The 20,708-nt window shown below is 67.0% G+C and carries 20 protein-coding genes; 8 read left to right on the top strand and 12 right to left on the bottom strand.

Going from position 1 to position 20,708, the window contains the following annotated elements; all coding sequences use genetic code 11:
- Positions 1–23: 23 nt before the first annotated feature.
- Positions 24–569: a hypothetical protein gene (locus tag AU187_RS03020; RefSeq protein ID WP_059100304.1), complete on the bottom strand. Its 546-nt coding sequence runs from the start codon at positions 567–569 to the stop codon at positions 24–26.
- A 190-nt stretch (positions 570–759) separates the two neighbouring features.
- Here AU187_RS03020 and AU187_RS03025 point away from each other — a divergent pair, with 190 nt between their 5' ends.
- From AU187_RS03025 to AU187_RS03040, 4 genes are read left to right on the top strand one after another with little or no spacing between them, the layout of a single operon-like run.
- Positions 760–1,884 (top strand): ABC transporter substrate-binding protein, encoded by a 1,125-nt coding sequence (locus AU187_RS03025; protein ID WP_059100303.1) that lies wholly within the window; start codon positions 760–762, stop codon positions 1,882–1,884.
- A gap of 30 nt (positions 1,885–1,914) precedes the next feature.
- Positions 1,915–2,745 carry an ABC transporter permease gene (locus tag AU187_RS03030; RefSeq protein ID WP_231740355.1) on the top strand — a complete coding sequence of 277 codons (831 nt, stop codon included), beginning with the start codon at positions 1,915–1,917 and terminating at the stop codon, positions 2,743–2,745.
- Positions 2,742–3,524: an ABC transporter permease gene (locus AU187_RS03035; RefSeq protein ID WP_059100301.1), complete on the top strand. Its 783-nt coding sequence runs from the start codon at positions 2,742–2,744 to the stop codon at positions 3,522–3,524. The genes AU187_RS03030 and AU187_RS03035 overlap by 4 nt, the downstream gene beginning before the upstream one ends.
- Positions 3,521–4,561 (top strand): ABC transporter ATP-binding protein, encoded by a 1,041-nt coding sequence (locus tag AU187_RS03040; protein WP_059100300.1) that lies wholly within the window; start codon positions 3,521–3,523, stop codon positions 4,559–4,561. The genes AU187_RS03035 and AU187_RS03040 overlap by 4 nt, the downstream gene beginning before the upstream one ends.
- Positions 4,562–4,583: 22 nt before the next feature.
- Here the strand turns inward: AU187_RS03040 and pyrE are convergent, their stop codons facing one another.
- The 3 genes from pyrE to AU187_RS03055 are packed head-to-tail and all read right to left on the bottom strand — an operon-like array spanning position 4,584 to position 6,411.
- Complete coding sequence (gene pyrE / locus AU187_RS03045; protein WP_059100299.1) at positions 4,584–5,162, bottom strand: orotate phosphoribosyltransferase; 579 nt, start codon at positions 5,160–5,162, stop codon at positions 4,584–4,586.
- Positions 5,163–5,177: 15 nt separating this feature from the next.
- Entirely contained in the window at positions 5,178–5,978 is an 801-nt protein-coding gene (locus AU187_RS03050; RefSeq protein ID WP_059100298.1) for a HugZ family pyridoxamine 5'-phosphate oxidase, read from the bottom strand.
- Between the two features lie 43 nt (positions 5,979–6,021).
- Positions 6,022–6,411, bottom strand: coding sequence for a hypothetical protein (locus AU187_RS03055; protein WP_059100742.1), 390 nt, complete (start codon positions 6,409–6,411; stop codon positions 6,022–6,024).
- A 250-nt stretch (positions 6,412–6,661) separates the two neighbouring features.
- On the opposite strand from AU187_RS03055, the gene treS reads away from it, so the two are divergent.
- From treS to AU187_RS03070, 3 genes are read left to right on the top strand one after another with little or no spacing between them, the layout of a single operon-like run.
- A complete protein-coding gene (gene treS / locus AU187_RS03060; protein ID WP_059100297.1) occupies positions 6,662–8,470 on the top strand; it encodes a maltose alpha-D-glucosyltransferase in 1,809 nt (602 codons plus the stop codon).
- On the top strand, positions 8,470–9,816 hold the full coding sequence (locus AU187_RS03065; RefSeq protein WP_059100296.1) for a maltokinase N-terminal cap-like domain-containing protein: 1,347 nt from the start codon (positions 8,470–8,472) through the stop codon (positions 9,814–9,816). Before treS ends, AU187_RS03065 begins: the two co-directional genes overlap by 1 nt.
- Positions 9,817–9,871: 55 nt before the next feature.
- Positions 9,872–10,219, top strand: a complete 348-nt coding sequence (locus AU187_RS03070) for a hypothetical protein (RefSeq protein WP_059100295.1) — start codon at positions 9,872–9,874, stop codon at positions 10,217–10,219.
- Positions 10,220–10,223: 4 nt separating this feature from the next.
- Here the strand turns inward: AU187_RS03070 and glgX are convergent, their stop codons facing one another.
- The gene (gene glgX / locus AU187_RS03075) at positions 10,224–12,374 is read right to left on the bottom strand and encodes a glycogen debranching protein GlgX (protein ID WP_231740354.1); all 2,151 of its coding nucleotides are present in this window, start codon (positions 12,372–12,374) and stop codon (positions 10,224–10,226) included.
- Between the two features lie 108 nt (positions 12,375–12,482).
- On the opposite strand from glgX, the gene AU187_RS03080 reads away from it, so the two are divergent.
- Complete coding sequence (locus AU187_RS03080; RefSeq protein WP_082683659.1) at positions 12,483–13,301, top strand: enoyl-CoA hydratase/isomerase family protein; 819 nt, start codon at positions 12,483–12,485, stop codon at positions 13,299–13,301.
- Here AU187_RS03080 and AU187_RS03085 read toward each other — a convergent pair.
- From AU187_RS03085 to AU187_RS03110, 7 genes are all read right to left on the bottom strand, one after another.
- Positions 13,298–13,849, bottom strand: coding sequence for an isochorismatase family protein (locus tag AU187_RS03085; protein ID WP_059100293.1), 552 nt, complete (start codon positions 13,847–13,849; stop codon positions 13,298–13,300). The genes AU187_RS03080 and AU187_RS03085 overlap by 4 nt on opposite strands.
- Before the next feature lie 10 nt (positions 13,850–13,859).
- Positions 13,860–15,188: a hypothetical protein gene (locus tag AU187_RS03090; protein WP_059100292.1), complete on the bottom strand. Its 1,329-nt coding sequence runs from the start codon at positions 15,186–15,188 to the stop codon at positions 13,860–13,862.
- Positions 15,188–15,619 carry a hypothetical protein gene (locus AU187_RS03095; protein ID WP_059100291.1) on the bottom strand — a complete coding sequence of 144 codons (432 nt, stop codon included), beginning with the start codon at positions 15,617–15,619 and terminating at the stop codon, positions 15,188–15,190. The genes AU187_RS03090 and AU187_RS03095 overlap by 1 nt, the downstream gene beginning before the upstream one ends.
- Positions 15,616–15,786: a hypothetical protein gene (locus AU187_RS25620; protein WP_172800131.1), complete on the bottom strand. Its 171-nt coding sequence runs from the start codon at positions 15,784–15,786 to the stop codon at positions 15,616–15,618. The genes AU187_RS03095 and AU187_RS25620 overlap by 4 nt, the downstream gene beginning before the upstream one ends.
- A complete protein-coding gene (locus AU187_RS03100) occupies positions 15,783–17,615 on the bottom strand; it encodes a hypothetical protein (RefSeq protein ID WP_059166210.1) in 1,833 nt (610 codons plus the stop codon). The genes AU187_RS25620 and AU187_RS03100 overlap by 4 nt, the downstream gene beginning before the upstream one ends.
- 81 nt (positions 17,616–17,696) lie before the next feature.
- Positions 17,697–19,157 carry an aminotransferase class I/II-fold pyridoxal phosphate-dependent enzyme gene (locus tag AU187_RS03105; protein ID WP_059100289.1) on the bottom strand — a complete coding sequence of 487 codons (1,461 nt, stop codon included), beginning with the start codon at positions 19,155–19,157 and terminating at the stop codon, positions 17,697–17,699.
- 5 nt (positions 19,158–19,162) lie between these two features.
- Positions 19,163–20,341 (bottom strand): zinc-dependent alcohol dehydrogenase, encoded by a 1,179-nt coding sequence (locus tag AU187_RS03110; RefSeq protein WP_059100288.1) that lies wholly within the window; start codon positions 20,339–20,341, stop codon positions 19,163–19,165.
- Positions 20,342–20,708 lie beyond the last annotated feature (367 nt).

Here is a 20,708-nt window from a genome sequence, read left to right on the forward strand (position 1 = left end):
TCCGGATCCCTCCGGCGGTGGCATCACCGCTGAGCCTGCCCCGGTCGCCGCGGTGCGACGCTGATCGGCGATCGCGTCACCGGCGTGCGCGTCACGCCGAACTCCGCGTCGCGGGTGGCCCTCGTCTGCGGCGGGGGCGGCCGGTTGGTCGCGGCAGGCGGCGGGGCGGCGGGTGCCGCCGACCTCACGACCGGCGGTGGTGCTGCAGGTGGCGGCGGTGACTTCCTGGGCGCCGATGCGGTGCGCGCCGGGGCGGCCGTGGTCTGCGCGGTCGGGGTGACCGTGGTGGCCTCCTCGCCGGCGGGCTCGCCGGGTCCGCGGAACATGAGCAGGACACCGGAGACGACGAGCGCGACGGCCGCGACCGACGCGGCGACCAGCACGGTCAGCATGGGCTTGGTTCGATACCAGGGCGGCGGGGCGGGTTCGAAGTACCAGGTGCGCTCGTCGAAGGCGTCGAACGCCATGTTCGGTTCCGGCAGTTCATCGTCGCGGGCCTCATCGGCGTCCGCGACATCGACGATGTCGGACAGGTAGTCGAAGTCCCCCGAGGCTTCGCGTTCCGCCACACAGGAATGTTAACGCCGACAGACCTGCACAAATGTCCGGTCGGACAAACTGAACAGAAGCAAGTTTCCCGTCCTCTGTACGGCCGCGATAGGGTTCGAGCGCCCCGCACAGATTGATTCACCGCGGCGATCGGATGCGGTAACCGCTGCGCCACTGCGCCGTTTCGCCAGACCATCGGAAGGTTCGGCAATGAACTTCACAGGCCTGGTGGCCGCATCAGCCGCATCCGTTCTCCTGCTGGTCGGTTCGACCGCGTGCGCGCCGCCGCAGAAGAGCGGAGACGGCGCACAGACGGAGTCCGGCGTGAAGGCCGCCGAGGCCACCTCCGCCGAGGATTTCGGTGGAATCGACGGGCTCGTGGCGGCAGCCAAGAAGGAAGGCGAGCTCAATGTCATTGCGCTGCCACCGGATTGGGCGAACTACGGCGCGATCATCAAGGCGTTCTCGGACAAGTACGGCATCAAGGTGAACTCCGCGCAGCCCGACGCGTCGAGCCAGGATGAGATCAACGCGGCCACCCAGCAGAAGGGTAAGAGCACCGCGCCCGACGTTTTCGACCTCGGCCAGTCCGTTGCGTTGGCCAACACCGCGATGTTCGCGCCGTACAAGGTGGCCAACTTCGACGACATCCCCGCGGCGTTCAAGGACCCGAACGGCACCTGGGTCAACGATTACGGCGGTTACATGTCGATCGGATACGACTCGGCCAAAGTCCCGCCGGTGACGGCTGTCGATGATCTCCTCAAACCGGAGTACCGCGGCAAGGTCGCGCTCAACGGCGATCCCACCCAGGCCGGTGCCGCGTTCTCCGGTGTGCTGATGGTCGCGCTCTCCCAAGGCGGTTCGGTCGACGACATCGTTCCGGGCGTCGAGTTCTTCCGAAAGCTCGCCGACGCGGGCAACTTCCTGCCCGTCGACCCGACGCCGGCAACCATCGAGTCCGGGCAGACGCCGGTGGTCATCGATTGGAATTTCACCAACGCCGCCGAAACCAAGAGGTTGCCGTCGTGGCAGGTGCTGGTGCCGTCGGACCACGCGGTGGCCGGTTACTACTACCAGGCGATCAACAAGGACGCGCCGCATCCGGCCGCCGCGCGGTTGTGGCAGGAATTCCTCTACAGCGACGAGGGACAGAACCTGTTCGCGCTCGGCGGCGTGCGACCGGTGCGTGCCGACATCATGGCCGCCGACGGCAAATTGGACGCCGCGGCGACCGTCCCGGTCATCGACGGGCCCGTCACCGTGCCGTCCCCGCAGCAGACCAAGGCGGCCACCAAGTACCTGTCCGAGCACTGGGCCGCCGCGATCGGCTGAGGAGCGACGCTGAAGAAACTGCGGGATGCCGTGCCCCTGCTGCCGTTTCTGGCCGTGGTGGCGACGTTCCTGGTCGTCCCGACCGTCACGGTGATCGTCAACGCGTTCAGAGAAGATGGGGCCGACAGCGTGTTCACGCTGGCCCGCATCAACGCGTTGTTCTCCGGCCCGGCGCTCTCGGCGCTGACCAAGAGCCTGGTGTTGTCGGGCAGCACCGCGCTCATCGGCGCGTTGCTGGGTGCCGTCCTCTCGTGGTTGATCGTGTCGAGCCCGGCCAATTCGATGGTGCGCCGCGCGGTGACCGCACTGTGCAGCGTGCTCGCGCAGTTCGGCGGTGTGGCACTGGCTTTCGCGTTTCTCGCGACGATCGGGCTGAACGGAGTCCTGACGCTGTGGATCGAGCAGGTGCTCGGATGGAATCTCGCGGCGTCGGGCTGGCTCTACGATCTCCCTGGACTGACCGTCGTCTACGCCTACTTTCAGATCCCGCTGATGGTGATCGTGTTCGCGCCGGCGCTGGAGGGTCTGCGCGAGCAGTGGCGGGAAGCGGCGGTGAGCCTGGGGGCGTCGCGCGGCCAGTACTTCCGCGAAGTGGTCGTGCCGCTGTTGGCGCCGGCGTTCCTGGGTTCCGCGCTGCTGTTGTTCGCCAACGCTTTTGCGGCGTACGCGACGGCCGCGGCGTTGGTCAGCCAGGGCAGTCCGATCGTGCCGCTGCTGATCCGGTCGGCGCTCACCAGCGAGGTGGTGTTGGGTCAGTCCGGCTTCGCCTACGCCCTGGCGCTGGAGATGATCGTCGTCGTCGCCGTGGTGATGGTGATCTACCACAGGTTGGTGCGACGCACCGCGCGGTGGCTCCGATGAGCTTCGGTGCCAAGCTGTTTCGAGGCGCGCTGTGGGTGTTGTTCGGATTGTTCTTCCTGTTCCCGCTGTATGCGATGGCCGACTTCTCCACGCGCAACCTGATTGCCGGCGGACGAACTCTTCGGGCGTGGGCCAACCTGGTGGCCGACGACGCGCTGTATCAGGCCATCGTGGTCTCGCTGCTGCTTGCGGTGTTTACCGTGTTTGCGGTGTTGGTGATCCTGCTGCCCACGATGATCTGGGTGCGCCTTCGCGCACAGTGGGCCACCGGTGTGGTGGAGTTTCTGTGCCTGCTGCCGTTGACGATTCCGGCGTTGGTCATCGTCGTCGGCCTGCGCAACGTGTACCTGTGGGTCACGTACCTGTTCGGGGAATCCGCGTTGACGCTGACATTCGTATACCTCGTGTTGGTGTTCCCGTTCGCCTACCGTGCGCTGGACGCGGCGCTGTCGTCGATCGATCTGCCGACGCTCACCGAGGCCGCGCGCTCGCTCGGCGCCGGATGGACGACGACGATTCTGCATGTCGTGGTGCCCAACATCTGGTCGGGCATCCTGTCCGCGGCGTTCATCTCGATCGCCGTCGTGCTCGGCGAGTACACGATCGCCTCGCTCAGCGGGTACCAGACGTTGCCGGTGCAGATCGTGGCGATCGGCAAGTCCGACGGCCCGACCTCGGTGGCGGCGTCGTTGGCCGTGCTGCTACTCGGTTTCGGTCTCCTGCTTGCACTTTCGCTTGTCACCCGCGGGCGCCGTGGCGTGCGAGGAGTCGCGCCATGACCGCCGGAGTCGCCGTCGAACTCAACGACCTTACGCGTGTGTACGGGTCGGTGAAGGCGCTCGACGGGCTGACCCTGCACATCGAACCGGGCGAGCTGGTCGCGTTGCTCGGACCGTCCGGCTGCGGCAAGACCACCGCGCTGCGCATCCTCGCCGGCCTGGATCGAGCCACCTCGGGGACGGTGTCGGTCGACGGGCGGGATCTGAGCGGGATTCCGGCGAACAAGCGCGACATGGGCATGGTGTTTCAGGCCTACAGCCTCTTCCCGCACCTCACGGTGCTCGACAACATCGCGTTCGGGTTGAAGATGCGTCGAAAGTCGAAGCGCGAGCGGCTATCTCGGGCGGCCGACATGATCGACTTGGTCGGGCTGTCCGCACACACCCACAAGTTCGCAAGCGAGTTGTCGGGTGGACAGCAACAGCGCGTCGCGCTGGCCCGCGCCCTGGCCGTCCAGCCGCGCGTGCTGCTGCTCGACGAACCGCTTTCGGCGTTGGACGCCAAGGTCCGCTCACAGTTGCGTGACGAGATCCGCCGCGTGCAGTCCGAAGTCGGCACGACGACGCTGTTCGTCACCCACGACCAGGAGGAGGCGCTCGCCGTCGCCGACCGTGTCGCGGTCATGAGCCACGGCAAGCTCGAACAAGTGGCGGCGCCCGCGGACCTCTACGCCAACCCGGCGACGCCGTTCGTCGCGGACTTCGTCGGGCTGAACAACAAAGTGCCGGCGATGATCTCCGGCGGTCGCGCGCATCTGCTCGGCACGTCGGTGCCGACGCTGCCTGGGTCGGTGGCTTCCGGCTCGGGCCTGGCGATGGTGCGGCCGGAATCGGTCATGGTGACCGCGGACCCGGCCGGCACGTCGACGGTCAGCTCGGTGGTGTTCCTCGGTCCGTCGTCCCGCGTCCATCTGACGCTGCCCGACGGCGTGCCGGTCAGCGCGCAGATGGCCAGTTCGGCCGCCCGCGCCTTCGCGCCGGGGGACGCCGTGACGGTCGGTGTCCAGGCCGACGGCGTCCTGGTGGTCCCTGCCTGAGCGCGAACGTGGCGCAGTCGGGCTAGACGTCCTTGACCGGCTCGATGCCCAGGTCGCGGTATGTCACCAGCGCGGCGAACGGCACATTGCGAGCGGCGAAGCGCTTGGCCGCGATGTCCCCGCGGTCCACCATCGGGATCACCCCGGTGACGACCGCCCCCGCCGCGGTCACGCGGTCGAACGCGATCTCCGTCGAGCCACCGGTGCTGATCACGTCGTCGACGAGCAGCACCCGGGTGCCCGCCTGCAGCCGCGTGCCCTCGATCCACTGCTCGCGGCCCCGCTGCTTCTGTTCCTTGCGGACCGAGAACCAGGCCTTGCCGGTCACCATCGCGACGCCGTGCGCCAACGGGTCCGCCCCCATGGTGAGGCCGCCGACCGCGTCGAACTCGATGCCGCGGCTGTCGGCCAACTCCGCGACCGCCCGGCTGACGATCGCCAACCGCTCGCCGGTGTCGATCGCGTATTTGCCGTCGATGTAGTCGTGGGACAGCTGGCCGCTGGCCAATTTGAACGGCTCCTCGCGACGTTCGTGACCGCGGGTGGCGATCAGGTCGAACGCCGCTTGCCAGGAGGCCGGTCGCCCGGCGGCTGCAGACATACCCGCAATCGTATTTCAGTCCCGACGCGCCAGCCGCGTCAGCTCCACGGCGGCCGAACGCAATTCGCCGATGGAATCGATCGGCGCGCGGTAGCCGATCCGGGTGTAGGCCATGCCGCGGTCGGTGGTGATCCGTAGGTCCAGGCCGTACCGGTCGACGCTCGTGCAGGTCGCCGCCGTGGTGTCCGGGTAGCCGCCGAGGACTTTGGCCATCGCGACCAGCGCGTCGGCGTGGTCGGCGTTGAGGTGTTCGATAGCGCCGGCCGCCAGCGGCTGCACCGGATCGGGCTGCGCCGCGGCGTAGGCCTCACCCGTCGCCGAGTCCATGCGGCCGTACCCACCGACCCAGCGCACGCGGTGCACCCGCAGCACCCACAGCGTGAAGTCGCTGTAGTCGATGTAGTACTTCGCGGCCGCGACGGCCGACAGGTGCGCCTCCCGCGCGGCGGCCAACTCGTCGCCGACGGGTCGCTCCGCCACGCCCGCGAGCGTGATCCGACCGCTGGCCAGCGGGTCGGTTTCCGAATCCGGCGCGACGATCGCGATGCTGGCCCGCGGATCCTTCAGGAGGTTGCGGCCGTGCTCGGCGAGGTTGGACACGCACAGCACCGGGGCGCCGTCGAGCAGGCCGTACGTCACGAACGACGCCCACGGGTCGCCGTCGGAGGTCAGCGTCGCGAGTGTTCCGGTGTTGGTGGACGCGGCGATCGTGCGGGCTTCCTCGGCCGCCGACGGCCGGGACGCGTTGACCACCTCCGTCAGCGGCGGAGGAGTCGACGGTGCGTCGCCGGGGTCGCCGTGATCACGTGTTGCCACGCCGGAACGATACCGAAGCGATCGCCCGTAGCCGCCTCGAGCCTCAGCCGCCGAGCGCTGCGATCAGGTCTTTGATCCGGGTGGTTTCTTCCTCGGTGGCGGGTTCCTCCGCCTCCACGGCTTCGATCAGATCCCTGCGCAGTCCGACGCCGTTGGCCGCCTCCTTGCTCGACAGCTTCGCGTGCACCCGCGCGACATAGAGTCGCTGGCCGAGCGTGGCGTTCGGTCCCGTCGCGGCGTTCTCCATCAACTCGTCGTAGCGCTTGCGGACCCCGCTGAGCGCGACGATGACCGACGGTGTCGGGCGGCTGCGACCCGCCGCCTCCGTCAGCGAGCCTTGCAACTTGCGCAGGCCCGCGAGGATGACGCCGGCCCGCTCCGAGAACTCCGGGTCGCTGTGGCCGGGAAGCGCTTCGATGGCGGCGTCGTACATGTGCATCGCCGCATCGGCCATCCCGACAATTACCGGAGCTTCACCGTCGTTCGGCGTCGAATCAGCCACAGCACCCACTTCGTTCGGAGATCAAGATCACAAGACGTCGAAAACCGTAGCTTGTCTCCTTCGCCGATTCAACCGTTCCGAATGGGTTCGACGCCGCCGACCCTGAACGAATCCGCAGGCACCCCGGCGCACGGATCTACGGCGATTCGATTCTTCGCGACGTGGGTAGGTTGGAGACCGTATGGATCAACGCAGCGGTGTCAGAGCATCCGACGCATCCGCCGACCACGACCCGGCGGAGGGTAGTCACGTCGAGGACGGTGTCGTCGAGCACCCCACCGCCGAAGACTTCGGCCACGCCCGGGTGCTGCCCGAGGACCGCACGTGGTTCAAGCGTGCCGTTTTCTACGAGGTGCTGGTGCGCGCGTTCTACGACTCGAACTCCGACGGCATCGGCGATCTGTGCGGGCTGACCGAACAACTCGACTACGTGAAGTGGCTTGGGGTGGACTGTCTTTGGCTGCCCCCGTTCTACGATTCGCCGCTACGCGACGGCGGCTACGACATCCGCGACTTCTACAAGGTGCTGCCGGAGTTCGGCACCGTCGACGACTTCGTCGATCTGCTCGACGCAGCGCACCGCCGGGGTATCCGGGTCATCACCGATCTCGTCATGAACCACACGTCCGACTCGCACGCATGGTTTCAGGAGTCACGCAGGGACCCGGACGGGCCGTACGGCGACTTCTATGTGTGGAGCGACACCAGCGACAAGTACAAGGACGCCCGGATCATCTTCGTCGACACCGAGGAGTCGAACTGGACCTTCGACCCGGTGCGGCGCCAGTTCTACTGGCACCGGTTCTTCAGCCATCAGCCCGACCTCAACTACGACAACCCCGCCGTCCAGGAGGCGATGCTCGACGTCCTGCGGTTCTGGCTCGACATCGGCATCGACGGCTTCCGGTTGGATGCGGTGCCGTACCTGTTCGAGCGAGAGGGCACCAACTGCGAGAACCTGCCCGAGACGCACGCGTTCCTCAAGCACTGCCGCAAGGTGATCGACGACGAGTACCCGGGCCGCGTGCTGTTGGCCGAGGCGAATCAGTGGCCGGCCGACGTGGTCGAGTACTTCGGCGACCCCGACACCGGCGGCGACGAATGCCACATGGCGTTCCACTTCCCGTTGATGCCGCGCATCTTCATGGCGGTCCGGCGCGAATCGCGGTTCCCGATCTCCGAAATTCTGGCGCAGACGCCCGACATCCCGGAGATGGCGCAGTGGGGCATCTTCCTTCGCAACCACGACGAGTTGACGTTGGAGATGGTCACCGACGAAGAGCGCGACTACATGTACGCCGAGTACGCCAAGGATCCGCGGATGAAGGCCAACGTCGGGATCCGGCGACGGCTGGCGCCGCTACTGGACAACGACCGCAATCAGATGGAGTTGTTCACCGCGCTGCTGTTGTCGCTGCCCGGTTCGCCGGTGCTGTACTACGGCGACGAGATCGGCATGGGCGACATCATCTGGCTCGGCGACCGCGATGCCGTGCGCACCCCGATGCAGTGGACGCCCGACCGCAACGCCGGCTTCTCCACCGCGACGCCCGGCCGGGTCTATCTGCCGCCGAACCAGGATGCGATCTACGGCTATCAAGCGGTCAACGTCGAAGCCCAGCGCGACATCTCGAACTCGCTGTTGAACTGGACCCGCACCATGCTCACCGTGCGCAGCCGCCACGACGCGTTCGCGATCGGCAGCTTCCACGAGTTGGGGGGCTCGAACCCCTCCGTGCTCACCTATGTCCGCGAGATCGAGAAGGACAGCGGCGAAAAGGACATCGTGCTGTGCGTCAACAACCTGTCCCGTTTCCCGCAGCCCATCGAGATGAATCTGCAGCACTACAACGGGTACACGCCTATCGAGATGACCGGGTACGTTGAGTTCCCCCGCATCGGCCAGTTGCCCTACCTGCTGACCCTGCCCGGTCACGGGTTCTACTGGTTCTCGCTGAAGGCGCCCAGCCCGGAGCTTGGAGAACAGTGATGTCCCTGCCGTTCGACGAATGGCTGCCCCACCAGCGGTGGTATGCCGGGCGCAGCCGTGAGTTGGCGTCCGTTCGGGAGGCCGCGCGCGTTGCGTTGCGCGACGATCTGGACCTCATGCTGCTCGACGTGTCCTACACCGACGGCTCGAGTGAGCGATATCAAGTGGTGGTGCGCTGGAATACCGGACCTATCGAGGAGTACGCGGAGGTCGCGACGATCGGGACGGACGGCGACCGCACTGCCTACGACGCGCTCTACGAGCCCGACGCCGCGCTGTTCCTGCTGTCGCTCATCGACTCGTCGGCGACGGTGGGCTCCGGCGAGAACACAGTGCGCTTCGTCAAGGAGCCCGACGTCGAGTTACCGCTGGACGCCGCACCGCGGGTGTCGGCGGCCGAACAGAGCAACACCAGCGTGGTGTTCGAGGAGGAGGCGATCCTCAAGCTGTTCCGCCGCATCACGCCCGGGACGAACCCCGACATCGAGTTGAACCGCGTGCTGGCGCGCGCCGGCAACCCGCATGTGGCGCGGCTGCTCGGCTCTTTCGAGACGACTTGGCCAGTGGACGGGCACGGCGAGCCGTGCGCGCTGGGCATGGTCACGGAGTTCGCGGCGACCTCGGCCGAGGGCTGGGACATGGCGACCGCGAGCACCCGCGACCTGTTCGCCGAAGGTGACCTGTACGCCGACGAGGTGGGCGGCGACTTCGCCGGGGAGTCCTACCGGCTCGGCGAGGCGGTCGCGTCGGTGCATGCGACGCTGGCCGACGAACTGGGCACGGAGACCGCGCTGTTCCCGGCCGACACGGCGTTGGAGCGGTTGGCGTCGGCGGCCAAGTCGGTACCCGCCCTCGAGCAGTACGCGCCGCTGATCGAGGAGCGATACCGCAAGCTTTCCGAGGAGACCATCAGGGTTCAGCGCATCCACGGCGACCTGCATCTCGGTCAGGTGCTGCGCATCCCCGAGGGTTGGCTGCTGATCGACTTCGAAGGCGAGCCCGGCCAGCCGCTCGAGGAACGTCGTCGCCCCGACTCGCCGTTGCGCGATGTGGCCGGGCTGCTGCGGTCCTACGAGTACGCCGCCTACCAGCGGCTGATGGAACAGTCCACCGACGAGGACCACGACCGTCAGCTCGGGGCGCGGGCAAGGGAGTGGGTGGACCGCAACGCCGCATCGTTCTGCGACGGCTACGCCGAAGTGTCCGGCGCGGATCCGCGCGATTCCGGGCAGCTGCTGGCGGCCTACGAATTGGACAAGGCGGTCTACGAGGCCGCATACGAGGCGCGCTTCCGGCCGAGTTGGTTGCCGATCCCGCTGAAGTCGATCGCCCGGATCGTCGGCTGACGCGCCGGCGCCGGCCCGGCGTTTAGCGTCAAGGCAGGCGGGCAACCGAACTAATGTGAACGCGAATCCGGACCCAGGTACTTCACCCAACGACGGTGGCGGCGTCGGCGACACGCTGCGCCCGACGGAGGCGTTCGACTCCGATGACGTGCGCAACGACGACGGCGATGAAACCGTCGATCCGCCAGATCATTGGCGCGAGGCGGACAAGGTCAATGCCGACGGCGAGATCGACGAGACTCTCGACGAGAAACTCGCCGCCGAGGAGCCCGATGTGGCCGAGCGGCCGACCGACGAGGGCGTGCAGATGGACCGCGTCAATCCGGACGACCACGGCACCGACGAGGGCCAGATCAGTGGGACGCCCGAGGACGGCGATTCGTTCTTCCCCGTCGTCGAATAGCCCTCTAGGCCATCGGCGCCTGCAGCACCACCACTGAACGGGCTTCGACGGTGATGGCGGAGCCGGCGTTGAGCGGCTTTGGCTCCGACTCGTCGGCCGGATCCTTGCCGGTGTTGATCACCGGAATCCACGCCGGCCCGAACTGTTCACCGGGCAGCGTGAAGTCGATGGCCTCGTGGTGGGCGTTGAAGCACAGCACGAACGAGTCGTCGACCACCCGCTGACCCCGGACGTCGCGGTCGGGGATCCCGTTGCCGTTGAGGTAGACCGCGATCGTCTTGGCGAAACCGCTCTCCCAGTCCTCGTCGCTCATCTCGGAACCGTCAGGTGCGAACCAGGCGATGTCGGGCAGCCGCTCACCCCCGCGCTGCCGCACGGGGCGGCCGGAGAAGAACCGGCGCCGACGGAATATCGGGTGACCCGAGCGCAGGGCCGACACCGTGCGGGTGAAGTCCATCAGGTCGGCGTCGGCGGTGGCCCAGTCGATCCAGGACAGCTCGTTGTCCTGGCAGTAGACGTTGTTGTTGCCCTGCTGCGTGCGGCCGAGTTCGTCGCCGTGCGCAATCATCGGCACGCCCTGCGACAGCAGCAGCGTGGTGAGGAAATTGCGTTGTTGCCGGGCTCGCAGGGCGTTGACCTCCGGATCGTCGGTGGGCCCTTCGACGCCGCAGTTCCAGGACCGGTTGTGGCTCTCGCCGTCGCGGTTGTCCTCGCCGTTGGCGTCGTTGTGTTTCTCGTTGTAGGACACCAGATCCCGCAGTGTGAAGCCGTCGTGGGCGACGACGAAGTTGATGGATGCGACTGGACGTCGGCCGGTCTGCTCGTAGAGGTCCGACGAACCGGTGAGCCGGGAGGCGAACTCGTCGATGGTCGCCGACTCGCCGCGCCAGTAGTCGCGAACGGTGTCGCGGTACTTGCCGTTCCACTCCGTCCACTGCGGCGGGAAGCCGCCGACCTGATAGCCGCCGGGGCCGACGTCCCACGGCTCGGCGATCAGCTTGACCTGGCTGACCGTCGGATCCTGTTGCACGAGTTCGAAAAACGTCGCCAGCCGGTCGACGTCGTAGAACTCCCGGGCCAGCGTCGAGGCGAGGTCGAACCGGAACCCGTCGACGTGCATCTCGGTGACCCAGTACCGCAGTGAATCCATGATCAGCTGCAGCGCATGCGGGTGGCCGACGTTCAGGCTGTTGCCCGTGCCGGTGTAATCCATGTAGTAGCGCTTGTCGTCGTCGACGAGCCGGTAGTACGCGGAGTTGTCGATACCGCGGAACGACAGGGTCGGCCCCAGATGATTGCCCTCGGCGGTGTGGTTGTAGACCACGTCGAGGATCACCTCGATGTCGGCTTCGTGCAGCGCGCGCACCATCGCCTTGAACTCCTGCACCTGACCACCCGGGTTGGGGTTGGAGCTGTACTTGGAATCCGGTGCGAGGAAAGCGATGGTGTTGTAGCCCCAGTAGTTGGACAGGCCCTTGTCGACCAGGGTGGAGTCGTTGGCGAAGTGGTGCACCGGCATCAACTCGATCGCGGTCACGCCCAGCGACTTGAGGTGCTCGATGATGACCGGATGGCCCACCGCGGCGTAGGTGCCGCGGATCTGTTCGGGGATGTCGGGATGCGTTTGCGTCAGGCCCTTTACGTGCGCCTCGTAGATGATCGAATCGGCGTACTCGTGGCCCGGCGGCCGGTCCACGCCCCAGTCGAAGTACGGGTTGATCACGACGCACTTCGGCATGTTGGGCGCCGAGTCGTCGTCGTTGCGGCTGTCGGGGTCACCGAAGTTGTAGCTGAACAGCGACTGGCCCCAGTCGAATTGGCCGTCGATGGCCTTCGCATACGGGTCGATCAGCAGCTTGTTCGGATTGCACCTATGCCCCGCGGCCGGCTCATACGCGCCGTGTACCCGGTATCCGTAGCGCTGGCCGGGCTCGATGTTCGGGATGAAGCCATGCCACACGAACGCGTCGACCTCGGGCAGCGTGACCCGGGTCTCGGTGCCGTCAGCGTCGAACAGACACAGCTCGACCTTTTCGGCGGCTTCGCTGAACACCGCGAAGTTGGTGCCGAAGCCGTCATAGGTGGCGCCCAGCGGGTAGGCCTTGCCCGGCCAGATCTCCACGGGGGCGGCTTGGGCGGTGGCGGCTTGGGTCAATGCACACTCCAGACGACGAACGAACAGACCAACGGAACCATACGGGTGTGCCCGGTGAGGCAACATCACAACCAAATCGCATCGAAGTTCGCCAGCGCAGGAGAACATGTGTCCAGCCGTCCCGACCTGCCCACTTATCGGACGTTGGTGACCGACGTCGATGATGGTGTGGCAACTGTCACGCTCAACCGGCCGCGGCAGCGCAATGCGGTCGGCGACGGCATGCGCGAAGAACTGGCCGACGCCTACCGAAGGTTGGACCGTGACGATCGGGTCCGCGTCGTCGTGCTCACCGGGACGCCGCCCGCTTTCTGCGCTGGCGCCGACCTCGGGTCCGGCGAGGACACCTTCGCCGCGCCAGGTGCGGGCTTCAGCGCCGCGGGCGTCGACGTGCCCGCTTGGGCGCTGGCTAAACCCGTCATCGCGGCTGTCAACGGGCACGCCATCGGGCTCGGACTCACCCTGGCCTTGCAGTGCGATATCCGCATTTTCGCGGCCGATGCGCGCTACGGCGTGGTGCAGGTGCGGCGCGGCGTCGTCGGAGACGCCTGTTCACATTGGGTGCTGCCGCGGTTGATCGGCATTGCGCGGGCCGCCGAAATCCTGTTGACCGGTGCGGTTTTCGACGGCCACCGAGCTGTCGAGCTGGGGGTGGCCAACAGGGTGCTGCCGGCCGAGGAGGTGTTGCCTGCGGCATTGGAGGTCGCGCACGACATCGCGACGAACAGCGCGCCGATGTCGGTGGCGGCCAGCAAGCGGCTGCTGTGGGACTCGTTCGACCTCGACCGCGCTGCGGTGGGCGTGCGCGAGACGGCCATCCACGTCGCGCTCATGGGCCATGACGACGCGAGGGAAGGTGTGCGTGCCTACCTGCAGCGGCGGGCGCCGTCGTGGACGGGCAGGCCGGTCGATCCGACGGCCGGCTAGGCGATTTCGACGCCCGCCTTGCGTAGGTCGGCGACGGCCTGCTCGGTCGACTCTGGCGCGACACCGGCCGTCAGGTCGAGCAGCACCCGGGTGGCGAAGCCGTTGGCCGCGGCGTCGGCGGCGGTCGCCTTGACGCAGTGGTCGGTCGCGATGCCGACCACGTCCACCTCGTCGACCCCGCGCTGGCGCAGCCAGTCGGCCAGCGAGGTGCCGTCGTCGTCGGTGCCTTCGAACCCGCTGTAGGCTGCCGAATACTCGCCCTTGGTGAAGACCGCCTCGACCGCGTCGAATTGGAAGTGCGGGTGGAAGTCGGCGCCGGCAGTGCCGACCACGCAATGCCGCGGCCAGGACGTGACGAAATCCGGGCTTTCGGAGAAATGGTCGCCGGGATCGACGTGAAAGTCCTTGGTGGCCACAACATGTGCGTAGTCGCTCTCGCCGGCGAGCAACTCGCTGATGGCCCCTGCGACGTCGCTGCCGCCGGTGACGGCCAGCGAGCCGCCCTCGCAGAAGTCGTTCTGGACGTCGACGATGATGAGCGCCTTCATCCTTCCGACGCTACCCGCCGAACAGCAGGTACAGCCCGGTGAACGTGTAGCCCACCATGACCAGCATCATCGCGAGTTGTCCGGTGAGTTGATAGCCGGACGGCAGGATCCGCAGCGCGCGGTCGTGCGCCGCGACCACGCCGGCGATGTGACCGGCGACGACGAACCCGACCTTGAGGCTCGAGAGAACCGTCGGATGTTGGGACAGGAAGTAGCTGACCTCGGCGTTGCCTATACCGAGGAGGTTCCAGCCGCGGCCCAGCGGATCGGCCAACAGGATGATGGTCTGCTGTCCACGCTCGATCAGATACGTCAGATAGTGGGCGAACACATATCCGATGACGATCGGGATCAGCGAATGCGCCATCAGGCCGGGCAGTCGGCGGCGACGGTCGCGGTCGACACCGCCGGTGGCGATCGACGCGAGCCAGAACGTGCAGGCGACGATCGCGGCGAACGAGAGCAGGCCGGCGGTTCTGATGAGGGTTGCCGTGAACTCTGACGAGGAGTTGTCGTCGACGAAGTTTCGCCACGCCGGCATCGCCGAGAAGCTGTCGAACGCAGTCGATCCCAGGAGCACGGCGACGGCCGCAACGGTGCCCGGGCGCACCGGCAGCGACGGAAGGTGGTCGAACGGGTTGCCGATCGCGATCCGGCCGGTGTCGGGGTCGCGACGAAAGGGCGACAGCCGTGACGCCACCACGCTGTACACCTCGAACGGGTCGGCCCGCGCGCACCACCGCTCACCGAAGCAGAGCGCACCGGCGAGAGTGACGCCGAGGTAGATCAGCAGCCAGATCCGAATGGCGGTAAGCGAACCCGGTTCGGGGCTGGCCAGTTCCAGCCAGACGAACGCGAACAGGCCGAAGACCGCCGGCCAGTACCCCAGCCACGCGGGGTAGGCCAGGCCCAGCGAACGACTGCCCAACAGCCGAAGCACCGCCCGCACCGGCGATATCGCCCGCCACACGGGCCCGATGACCAGCGACACCGCCACCAGACCCACCCACAACAAGACGTAGAACACGCCGGGTAGCGGGTTCCTCTCGTCCTGGGGACCCGCGACCGCGGCGATGCCCACCCACACCGCGAACGCCAAGCCTGCGAGCGCGACAATCCACCGGGTCACCGGCGCGTCCACCACCGTCGACACCCAACGGGGAAGGGGTCGAACGGAATTCGTCGGATCGAACCGCGGCTTCCGCCAAGCGAGCGCGACCACCGCGAACGTGAACGTCAACGCCCACGCCCCACCGATCAGCGCATAGGTGAAAGGGATCGGCAGATCGGTCGAACCGCCGAGACCGTGGGCCAGTACGGAAACCGACGGCCCCGGCATCACTGCTGAACTTGGACGGTGGCGACGACGCGGTTCAGCTCATGCAGTTCGATCTCGACGTTGCCCGGCACCTCCACGGTGAACTGGAACTGTTGGCCGGGCTTGGGCGCCACCTCGAACGTGTGCTCAGGCACCGAGTGCACGTGAAGCTCGTCGGCCGCGTCGCTGTTGACCCGCAGCACAATCGGCTCGTTCACCTTGCCCTGCGCCTGCGCGTTGGTGGGGGTGACGTTGCCGCCCTCAATCGTGATGTCGATGGTGAGCCGATCCGGTGGTCGCTGCTGATCGGGCATGTCCGACGGGCTCACCGTCGGCTGCGCCGGACTGCCCGCTTCGGTCTCGGTGCTCTGCGAGCCGCCGCATCCGGCGGCCAGGAGCGTCACAGCGGTCACGATGCCTATTGCGGATCGTCGGCGCAGTGTCGGTGTCACGGTGTCCCTTCGTCGGTCGGTCGGGTTTCGCGTTTGCGCCGGTTCTTCACCGCGATGTACACCACCACCCCGGCGACCACGATCGCCGGGGCGAAAGCGGGCACCGCAAGCCACACCGGATGGTCGGCCAGAATCACAACATCTGTGCCGTCCGGGTCGCCGATCATGCTTGGGCGGTCGGCTGTAGTTCTGCTTCGCTGCCGGACGGTTCGCTGTTGTTGATCCGGCCGCCACCCCAGGTGACGCCCGCGACCATTGCGAGGCTGCAGACCAGCACAATCAGGCAGCCGATCAGCCACAGCGACTGGGGGATGTCCGGGCTGCGCTCACGCTGCAGGATCGTGATCTCGGCGACGAAGGGACGTGTCATCGACGCCTCGGCGGGCACCTCTTCGGCGCCGATCCCCGGATCGCCCGCCAGGTAGATCGGCACCGCGGCCAGCGTGCGCCCGTCGTGCACGCGCAGCAACGTCTTCCACGTACCGGACACCGGCATCGGTTCGGTGGAGCGATAGTGCCCCGGCCCCACCTGTTCGAGGTGGTCGATGAAGATGCCGCGGTCGTTGGGCAATTCGCCCTGCCACCCGAGCACGGAAACCCAGTTAGGATCGTCACTCACCAGGTTTGCGGGCGTGATCTGCACGTCCGCGGTCACGTATCGTTCCCCTTCGGCGTTCGGGACCTCGGTGAGAGTGATTGCCGCCGAGGCACTTTCGGGGACGTCATAGCGAAGTCCGTTGGCCGTTGCGCCGCCGATCGCCAACACCGTCAGCACGACGAGGCCGACCCCGACGGCGCGGCGGGGTAGCCGCTGCGAGGTCAACACCATGCCGACCATCGCGCCGCAGGCGCCGACGCCCACCGCGACCGGCACCGCCATGGCCAATGCTTCCGGCCAGATGCTGGTGGGCCACGGCAAGTGATAGACGGCGTTGATCCAAAGCGATTCCAGCCACAGTCCCACGGTGCCAATACCCAGGCCGGCGACCAGACCGAACACCAGAGGCCGCTTCAACAGAGGGGTCAGTGCCAGGAGTTCGACGACCACTGCCGCCCCGAGATAGAGCGGGAACCAGTTGATCGGCGCATCGAGGATGGGACCGACCGCAAGCGCGACCAGGCCGCGCAACCCGATCGCGATGATCGCAGCGATCAGGGCCGCGCCTCGGCCCATGTAGATGCGGGCGGCCACCAGTGCCAGCGCCGCGGCGGCGGCGATCAGCATGGGCTGGAACACCTGCCGGAACTGCGGCACGCCGAAGTCGAATTCGATCTGGTAGACGGACGCGCCGATGAGCACGCCGGCGAACGCCAGGTACTGCACGAACTTGAGGCCGATGCCGTCGGGTGGGGTGTCCTCCGTCCGGACGCGCTGGCCTTCCTTCTCCAGGTACAGCGCGGCCAACGTGGAAAAGCCCGCGCCGCCGATCATCATCAGGTGCGTGGGTCCCCACAGCGTGACGTCCTGGCCGAAGATGCGGTGCCAGATGTCGTCGAGCGGGAAACCCATCAGCGCGTAGAGCCCGCAACCGGCCATCACGATCCCGCCGACCGGGGCGTACCAGTCGTCGGTGATGCGCACGGCGGACGGGCCGGGCCGGTCATACGGCAGCACCATCGCGGTGCAGCCCGCGACGAAGATGCCGAACAGGCCGATCAGGATGAAGTAGTGCGCCGGATTGGCCAGCGCCCCGTCGTCACGGCCGTTGCCGATGTGCAGGCTGACGTCCCAGATGAAGCCGAACAGGGCGCAGATGATCGACGCGATGAACAACGCGATCGGCAGGGCCACCCACGACGGGCGCTTGAACCGCCGTCCGGACCAGTCGCCGAGGCGAGCCAACCAGGTGATCTTGTGGTTGCGGTGCATCCAGCCGATCCACAACAGCAATGCCGCGACCACCGCGCCGGCGACCGAGAGGCCGATCACTTCGTTGAGCGCGGCACCACCGCCCTCGTCCTGCGCGATAAACGAAATTTCCGCACTTCCCGTCATCTGCCCACCTGCTGACTGTCGGAGGAAACTTCTTACTCGTCGGTAATGTTGCCAGAAGCCACCGACCCGAAACCAGAGGTATCAGGTGGCGACGACGCGGATTGTCTCAAGCGAGGTGTCTGCCGCATCGGGAATGTTCATGCCCGCTTTCAACCCGGTTCGTAGGTAGTCGAGGACCGCGTCGTTCAGCAGTTCGCCGGGGACGACCGCCGGGATACCCGGCGGATACGGGGTGATCTGCTCCGCGCAGACGCGCCCGCTCGCCTTCTCGATCGGCACCTCCTCGACCGGCCCGAAGAACGCGTCACGAGGCAGTTCGACGGTTTCCAATTCGATCTCCTCGGGCGACGGCAGGTGCATCGGCGGGGGCGGATCGAAGTGGTTGGCCTGCTTGCGCCACGCCCACAGCGCGTCGAGCAACCGTTCCGCGCTGGCCTTGTTGTCGGCGAACGACATGGTCGCCAGGATGCGCCGGTGGTCGCTCATGCCGACGTCGAGTTGCTTGTGTTCACGCAGCCAGTCGTGCGCCTGGTAGCCGGACGTGCCGGTGGCGGAGACGTCGATCAGGATCTGCATGCGATCGAGGGCGTGGGACGCTTCTTTGCCGAGCAGTTCGTCCTCCATCACCGCGACGTCGGGGATGAGCTCGATGTCCTGGCGTAGCTGACGCGCGAGTCCCAGTGCGTCGCCGAGCAATTCGCGGCCGCATTCGACCATCTGCCGGCGCCAGCCGTCCATCGCGGCATAGATCAACACGTTCGGGCTGGTAGTCATCAGTAGGTCCGCGCACGCCGAGAGGCGGTCCTGGTCGACGAGGTCGCCCTGCAGATGAAAGACCGAGCCCTGCTCGAAACCGGCGCCCATCTTGTGCACGCTCACCACGCAGACGTCGGCCCCGGCGTCCATCGCCCAGGTCGGCAGGTCTTCATGGAACGGCAGGTGTGCACCCCAGGCCTCGTCGACGATCAGCGGCTTGCCGCGTTCGTGGCAGACCTCGGCGATTTCGGACAGGTTTGTGCAGGTGCCATACGCGCTGGGGCTGACGACGAGGGCTCCGGCTGCGTCGGGATGACGGTCCCAGGCGTCGCGGAAGTCCTGCGCCGACGGTGGATGGCTGAAGTGGCGCTGGGCGTCCCAGCGCGGGGTGACCCATTGCGGCTGGACGCCGGAGAAGATGAGGCCGGCGACGATGGATTTGTGGCTGTCGCGTGGGACGAGCAGCCCGCCGTCCCCGCCGGCGACGGCCATCATCGCGGCCTTCACGGAGAGTGAACTACCGCAGGTGGAGAACCAGGCGACCTCGGCGCCGACTGCTTCGGCCATCAGGTCTTCGGCGTGCTGGAGGTATTTGTTGCTGCTGCGACGGTCGTCGAGTCCGCCGTTGGCGAGCAGGTCGTCGGCGAAGGCTTCACGGCCGAGCACCTCGAGAACGCGGGCGTCGGTGCCGCGCCCCTGCCGGTGACCCGGCGGGGTGAAGCCGTAGCGGTTGCGTTTTCGGTAGTCGACCAGCGCGTCGAGCAGCGGTGCTTCTGATTGATCCATGTGGCTCACGGCTTGAGGATCACCTTGACCATGCCGTCCTCCTTCTTCTGGAAGCTTGCATAAGCCTCGGGTGCGGCGTCCAGCGGAAGCCGGTGGGTGGCGAACTGCTCGAGGCGTAGCGGGTCCTCGGCGGTCAGCAGCGGCATGATGTCGGGCACCCACTTCTTGACGTTGGCCTGGCCCATCCGCAGCTGAATCTGCTTGTCGAACAACGTCATCATGTTGATGGGATCGGCGGCGCCGCCGTAGACCCCGGACAGAGAGATGGTGCCGCCGCGGCGGACCAGGGAGATGGCGGAGTTCAACGCGGCGAGCCGGTCGACGCCGGCATTCTTCATCACCACGCGGCCAATCGGCGAGGGCAGGAACCCGCTGGCGGTCTGCATGGTTTCGGCGACGGGCGAACCGTGCGCTTCCATTCCGACGGCGTCGATGACGGAGTCGGCGCCGCGGCCGTCGGTCTGGCTCTTGACGACCTCTTCGGCGTTGTCGGTGCGCAGGTCGATGATTTCGTCGCAGTAGGCGCGGGCGCGTGAGATTCGTTCGTCGACCAGATCGACGCCGATCACCTTGCAGCCCTTGCGATGCGCCGCGATACGGCAGGCCATCGAGCCGATCGGTCCCAGGCCGAGGACGACGAGGGTGCCGCCGTCGGGCACCGCGGCGTACTCGACGGCCTGCCATGCGGTGGGCAGCACATCGGAGAGGTAGACGTAGCGGTCGTCGGGCCCGTCCTCGGGCACCTTGATGTGGGTGTACTGAGCCTGCGGGACGCGCAGATACTCCGCCTGTCCGCCGGCGACTTCGCCGTAGAGCTTGGAGTAGCCGAACAGTGCGGCGCCGGTGCCTTGATCGCGGTTCTGCGTGGTCTCGCATTGACTCTGCAGGCCGTGGTCGCACATGAAGCAGTGCCCACAGGAGATGTTGAACGGGATCACGACGCGGTCGCCGGGTTGCAGACCGTTGACCCCACGGCCGACCTCTTCCACGATGCCCATCGCTTCGTGGCCGAGGATGTCGCCGGGAGTCATGAAGGCGCCGAGCACTTCGTAGAGGTGCAGGTCCGAGCCGCAGATGTTGGTGCTGGTGACCCGGATGATCGCGTCGGTCGGTTCCTTGATCGCGGGATCGGGCACGTCGTCGACGGACACCTTCCGCCGACCGTGCCACGTCACTGCTCGCATGGGGGCCTCCTGATTGTCTGGAGGAGGCGTGCCCGCTGGGGTGGCTGTCTAATCCTGCGGGTCAGGAGGTGTCAGACGGCGGCTGGCTGACGCTTCGAACGATGCCCGCGGACGCCGCGCGATCGAGCGAACGGCGGTCCAGCGCGCGGCGGTCTGGCCAACGGCGATCTAGCGGGCTGTCGGGTGCGCAGCGACTTACATGCTGCGGTGATCTGGCCATGCGCTGACTCAGGCCGAACTCTGTTGAGCCTCAACTGGTTTATCGTTGACGCGGCGTTACGGACGGCCGTGGTGGCGGGTTCAGTTGGGTGGTGGTGGGGGTTGGGGTTCGAAGGGGTTGTACCACCACCAGTCGGCGCGTTCGCCG

It is taken from the genome of Mycobacterium sp. IS-1556 (genome assembly GCF_001499985.1).
Lineage (GTDB): Bacteria > Actinomycetota > Actinomycetes > Mycobacteriales > Mycobacteriaceae > Mycobacterium.

Coding starts and splice junctions, on each gene's coding strand:
- AU187_RS03085 (WP_059100293.1), bottom strand. CDS start 13,849: ATGAAGGCGCTCATCATCGTCGACGTCCAGAACGACTTCTGCGAGGGC.
- AU187_RS03035 (WP_059100301.1), top strand. CDS start 2,742: ATGAGCTTCGGTGCCAAGCTGTTTCGAGGCGCGCTGTGGGTGTTGTTC.
- AU187_RS03040 (WP_059100300.1), top strand. CDS start 3,521: ATGACCGCCGGAGTCGCCGTCGAACTCAACGACCTTACGCGTGTGTAC.
- AU187_RS03090 (WP_059100292.1), bottom strand. CDS start 15,188: ATGCCGGGGCCGTCGGTTTCCGTACTGGCCCACGGTCTCGGCGGTTCG.
- pyrE (WP_059100299.1), bottom strand. CDS start 5,162: ATGTCTGCAGCCGCCGGGCGACCGGCCTCCTGGCAAGCGGCGTTCGAC.
- AU187_RS03055 (WP_059100742.1), bottom strand. CDS start 6,411: ATGTACGACGCCGCCATCGAAGCGCTTCCCGGCCACAGCGACCCGGAG.
- AU187_RS03100 (WP_059166210.1), bottom strand. CDS start 17,615: ATGACGGGAAGTGCGGAAATTTCGTTTATCGCGCAGGACGAGGGCGGT.
- treS (WP_059100297.1), top strand. CDS start 6,662: ATGGATCAACGCAGCGGTGTCAGAGCATCCGACGCATCCGCCGACCAC.
- AU187_RS03110 (WP_059100288.1), bottom strand. CDS start 20,341: ATGCGAGCAGTGACGTGGCACGGTCGGCGGAAGGTGTCCGTCGACGAC.
- AU187_RS03025 (WP_059100303.1), top strand. CDS start 760: ATGAACTTCACAGGCCTGGTGGCCGCATCAGCCGCATCCGTTCTCCTG.
- AU187_RS25620 (WP_172800131.1), bottom strand. CDS start 15,786: ATGATCGGCGACCCGGACGGCACAGATGTTGTGATTCTGGCCGACCAT.
- AU187_RS03105 (WP_059100289.1), bottom strand. CDS start 19,157: ATGGATCAATCAGAAGCACCGCTGCTCGACGCGCTGGTCGACTACCGA.
- AU187_RS03065 (WP_059100296.1), top strand. CDS start 8,470: ATGTCCCTGCCGTTCGACGAATGGCTGCCCCACCAGCGGTGGTATGCC.